This window comes from Peribacillus sp. P4_C12, from assembly GCF_056402095.1.
This window is the reverse complement of sequence record NZ_JBFUIB010000299.1, coordinates 1-4,543: the sequence shown is the minus strand read 5'-3', so window position 1 is coordinate 4,543 and position 4,543 is coordinate 1. Positions and strand designations below refer to the sequence as shown.

Here is a 4,543-nt window from a genome sequence, read left to right as displayed (position 1 = left end):
CTTTCAGACCTTTCTTCTTCGCTTTTTTTAATCACCGAGAGCTTTCCTGTAGTTTCAAGGATGGCAAATTGAACTTCGTTTATATCAATAATTCCTTGTTCACGAAGCTGAGTCAATAAGTCATCAAAATTATAACGTTGTCTGCGCATCGCTTTTTCATCTATTTTTCCCTGATTGATGATGATCAGCGGCTGACCGTCCATGAAATAGCGAAATCTGACACTTTTCAATGAGGCAAATGCCAATGTAATTTGGAGGATCGCAAGGACAAACATTGGGATAGTCTGTCGGATAAACGGTTTTTCCAAATCTTCAAAGGATAGCACAGCAATGTCCCCTATCATGATAGATACCACTAAATCAAGAACGCTCAGTTCCCCTACTTCCCGCTTACCCATCATTCGAAAAAGGAACCAGATGACTAAATAGATTACCGTCGTTCGAAAAATAATGCCTAGATAGATATCCACTTCAATACCACTTCCTTCATCCATAGCATGGCTTTGAAATGAAAAATTACTCTATATTCTTTATCAAATTTTATAGAACTTCTTAAACCAGGTCTAAAGGTTCCAATAGAAGAATATGCTTGTACAAACACATCAACAGGCTAAATGTATCAGCCTTTTAAAAAGGAGGAATAACCATCGAAACTAAAAAAATGAGTGTCGCCGTAATCTATGGCGTCGGCTCCATCTTTGTCATAGCGATGATCGCAAGCTTACTCTTTTCTATCCTTCTTCGTTTTACTTCACTGACGGAATCATCCCTGACATACGTGATCATGATTGTGTCCTTTTTATCGCTGTTCATTGGTGGATTTATTTCAGGAGGTAAAGGGAAAAAGCAAGGACTTTTCTTAGGTGGAAKTACTGGTTTGCTTTACCTTTTAGTTGTGTTTCTTTTTCAATATTTAGGTAATGATGCACTTTTCACCATCAAGCAATGGATTTATTACGGCTGTTTTGTGATCACGGCCATGATGGGTGGCGTGCTTGGAGTAAATATGAGTTCAGAATCGCGAACCAATTAAAAAACCACAGCAAAAAACCGGGCACAATAGCCCGGTTTTAGTTTGTCTTATACAGTTACTTCTTTATTTGGTGCGCTTTCCGTAATTTCACGGATGGCAGCACGGTCAAATGTAAGCTTTGAACCGTCTGGTGATTTAATGACAATTTGCAATTCATCGATTGCATCGATTGTTCCGTGCATGCCGCCGATAGTTGCAACTTTATCACCTTTTTTCAAACTGCTTTGCATGTTTCGCGTAGCCTTCTGGCGTTTTTGTTGCGGACGGATTAATAAGAAATAGAACAATACGAACATTAAAATTAACGGAAGTATTTGTGTTAAACTACCCATTTTTCTTCACTCCTTTCATTCTTTAAAATATTTATGGAATTAGAAGTTTTTTGCATTTGGCTTATTGAAACCATATTGTTCAAAAAACTCTTCCCTAAAGTCTCCAAGGCGATCTTCTCGAATAGCTTGTCTGACCTGTTCCATCAAGTTTAACAGAAAATGAAGATTATGATAAGTCGTAAGACGAATACCAAAGGTTTCTTCACATTTAATCAAATGGCGGATATAAGCCCGGCTATAATTTTTACAAACATGACAATCGCAATTTTCATCTATTGGACCAAAATCACGAGCATACTTCGCATTTTTCACAACCAGTCGGCCATTGCTTGTCATCAACGTACCATTACGTGCAATACGTGTAGGGAGTACGCAATCAAACATATCGACGCCGCGGAGCGCACCATCAATCAATGAGTCCGGTGAACCGACTCCCATTAGGTAACGCGGTTTGTTAGTTGGCAGTAATGGACTTGTAAATTCAAGGACACGGTTCATGATATCCTTCGGTTCCCCAACAGATAATCCTCCAATAGCATAACCCGGGAAATCAAGGGAGACAAGGTCTTTCGCACTTTGTTTACGAAGATTTTCAAACTCCCCACCCTGAACGATACCGAACAACCCTTGATCTTTTGGACGCTCATGCGCATTCAAGCAGCGTTCTGCCCAGCGTGATGTCCGTTCAACTGATTTCTTCATATACTCTTCAGTTGCTGGGAATGGCGGACATTCATCGAATGCCATCATAATATCAGAGCCAAGTGCATTTTGTATTTCCATCGCTTTTTCCGGAGATAAGAATAATTTATCACCATTGATATGGTTTCTGAAATGTACGCCCTCTTCTTCAATTTTACGGAATTCACTCAAACTGAACACTTGAAAACCGCCAGAGTCGGTTAATATCGCCCTATCCCAGTTCATGAATTTGTGCAATCCGCCAGCTTCCTTGATAATTTCATGTCCTGGACGCAGCCATAAGTGATACGTATTGCTTAGGATGATGCCTGCCCCCATTTGTTTCAAATCTTCTGGTGACATCGTTTTGACAGTAGCCATTGTTCCAACCGGCATAAATGCTGGTGTTTCAAAAGAACCATGCGGCGTATGAACACGACCTAGCCGTGCCCCTGTCTGTTTACATGTTTTGATTAACTCATATCGTATTGCAGTCAACGCAATAACTCCCTTCAAGAGCATCTCACTCTTATATTACTTAATTAACATTGCATCTCCAAAACTAAAGAACCTGTATTTTTCTTCCACAGCCGTTTCATAGGCATGAAGAACATGCTCCCTGCCTGCGAGGGCGGAGATAAGCATGATTAAAGTTGATTTTGGTAAATGGAAATTCGTAATCATCGCATTAATCCCTTTGAATTCATAACCAGGATAAATGAAAATGCTCGTCCAGCCACTCTCTTCCTTAAAAACTCCATCATTACGGGACGCAATCGTTTCCAGCGTTCTCGTCGACGTAGTACCGACCGTGATGATTTTCCCACCGTCTTCTTTAACTTTATTCAGTAATCGGGCTGTTCCTTCGGTCATTTGGTAGAACTCAGAATGCATTTCGTGACTGTCAATATCGTCCACGCTAACTGGACGGAACGTACCTAGTCCAACATGAAGCGTGATAAAAGCGATATGAACGCCCATGCCTTTAAGTTTCTCAAGCAAATGCTCCGTAAAGTGCAGCCCTGCCGTTGGGGCTGCAGCCGACCCGCGTTCACGCGCATATACCGTTTGATAACGGTCTTGGTCGTCGAGCTGTTCCTTGATATATGGAGGCAGCGGCATTTCGCCAAGTTCCTCTAATATCTCATAAAAGATACCTTCATATTGAAACTTTAGGATTCGACCGCCATGTTCAAGTACACCTGTGCAGACGGCACTCAGCTTACCATCGCCAAAGATGATTGTCGTGCCTTCTTTAATTCGTTTCGCTGGCTTTACAAGTGTCTCCCATACATCATCATGTTCTTGTTTCAACAGCAAAACTTCTACTTTTCCACCTGTTTCCTCTTTACTGCCGTATAGCCGTGCCGGCAGTACTTTCGTATCGTTTAACACAAGACAGTCACCAGGTTTAATATACTCCGTGATATGACTGAATACATCATGCTTTAGCTCACCAGTTACTTTGTCTAGTACCATCAATCTACTTGCTTCCCTATCTTCCAAAGGAACTTGAGCAATTAGTTCCTCTGGTAAATGAAAATCAAACATATCCAATTTCATCTGTTCCACTTCCTAACCTGTCTATCAAAGCAGTAATTTGTTATTTAAAACGGCTGATTAGATAAAAAATAGCTGACAACACTACACTGACAATGATTGATGTTACGATTGGAAAGTAAAAAGTTGTGTTCCCCTTTTTGAATAAAATATCTCCAGGCAGCCTACCAAGATGTATATATTTCATCGCAAAACCAATCACAAATATAATCACGCCAAGTATCATAACCATTTTTGGTACATTCATCATTCAGGCATCTCCATTTCGAAATGCTCATAAACAAGCGGCGTTGCCATTCGTCCTCTTGGGGTCCGTTGTAGAAAACCGACCTGTAACAGATATGGCTCATACACATCCTCAATCGTATGTGCTTCCTCACCAATTGTTGCTGCAATCGTCTCCAACCCAACGGGACCACCACGAAATTTCTCAATAATCCCTTTAAGTAATTTATGGTCAATATGATCGAGTCCTAAACGGTCGACCTGCATTAATTCAAGTGCATAATCGGCGAGTTCCGCCGTTATCGTCCCATCACCACGGACCTGGGCGAAATCCCTGACCCGACGCAAAAGACGGTTTGCAATTCTTGGGGTTCCCCTTGATCTTCTAGCAAGCTCGCCTGCGGCCTGATCATCCATTTCCGTGTCCATGATTCTTGCCGTACGGATAATGATATCAGCCAAGTGATTTTCCGTGTAATATTCAAGACGGCTCAAAACGCCAAAACGGTCCCTGAGCGGTGCCGACAGCGAACCTGCCCTTGTCGTGGCCCCAACGAGGGTAAACGGAGGCAGGTCGATCCTGATCGAACGTGCCTCTGGTCCCTTGCCGACTACGATATCAAGACAGAAATCCTCCATTGCGGGATATAGCACTTCTTCGACAACACGGGGCAAACGGTGAATTTCATCAATGAATAACACATCACCGGGT

At 41.9% G+C, this 4,543-nt stretch carries 7 protein-coding genes; 1 reads left to right on the top strand and 6 read right to left on the bottom strand.

Annotated features, from left to right (window positions below):
- Nucleotides 1-494, bottom strand: a 494-nt coding sequence (locus AC1DUW_RS21495; RefSeq protein ID WP_477643413.1) for a DUF421 domain-containing protein, incomplete at its 3' end; no start/stop codon positions are given.
- Between the two features lie 167 nt (nucleotides 495-661).
- Here AC1DUW_RS21495 and AC1DUW_RS21490 point away from each other — a divergent pair.
- Nucleotides 662-1,033 (top strand): TIGR04086 family membrane protein, encoded by a 372-nt coding sequence (locus tag AC1DUW_RS21490; protein ID WP_477643412.1) that lies wholly within the window; start codon nucleotides 662-664, stop codon nucleotides 1,031-1,033.
- Between the two features lie 47 nt (nucleotides 1,034-1,080).
- Here AC1DUW_RS21490 and yajC read toward each other — a convergent pair whose 3' ends face one another.
- From yajC to ruvB, 5 genes are all read right to left on the bottom strand, one after another.
- On the bottom strand, nucleotides 1,081-1,365 hold the full coding sequence (yajC, locus tag AC1DUW_RS21485; RefSeq protein ID WP_053347132.1) for a preprotein translocase subunit YajC: 285 nt from the start codon (nucleotides 1,363-1,365) through the stop codon (nucleotides 1,081-1,083).
- Nucleotides 1,366-1,404: 39 nt separating this feature from the next.
- Nucleotides 1,405-2,544 carry a tRNA guanosine(34) transglycosylase Tgt gene (gene tgt / locus AC1DUW_RS21480; protein ID WP_056528321.1) on the bottom strand — a complete coding sequence of 380 codons (1,140 nt, stop codon included), beginning with the start codon at nucleotides 2,542-2,544 and terminating at the stop codon, nucleotides 1,405-1,407.
- 36 nt (nucleotides 2,545-2,580) lie between these two features.
- Nucleotides 2,581-3,609: a tRNA preQ1(34) S-adenosylmethionine ribosyltransferase-isomerase QueA gene (gene queA, locus AC1DUW_RS21475; RefSeq protein WP_053347134.1), complete on the bottom strand. Its 1,029-nt coding sequence runs from the start codon at nucleotides 3,607-3,609 to the stop codon at nucleotides 2,581-2,583.
- A gap of 40 nt (nucleotides 3,610-3,649) precedes the next feature.
- Entirely contained in the window at nucleotides 3,650-3,856 is a 207-nt protein-coding gene (locus AC1DUW_RS21470; protein WP_053347135.1) for a DUF2905 domain-containing protein, read from the bottom strand.
- Nucleotides 3,853-4,543: Holliday junction branch migration DNA helicase RuvB (gene ruvB, locus AC1DUW_RS21465; protein WP_477643411.1), on the bottom strand; the 691-nt coding region annotated here is incomplete at its 5' end. The genes ruvB and AC1DUW_RS21470, both read right to left, overlap by 4 nt.

Bases quoted from the DNA above. Each gene is read 5' to 3' on its own strand.
- yajC (WP_053347132.1), bottom strand. From the start codon at position 1,365: ATGGGTAGTTTAACACAAATACTTCCGTTAATTTTAATGTTCGTATTG.
- AC1DUW_RS21470 (WP_053347135.1), bottom strand. From the start codon at position 3,856: ATGATGAATGTACCAAAAATGGTTATGATACTTGGCGTGATTATATTT.
- queA (WP_053347134.1), bottom strand. From the start codon at position 3,609: ATGAAATTGGATATGTTTGATTTTCATTTACCAGAGGAACTAATTGCT.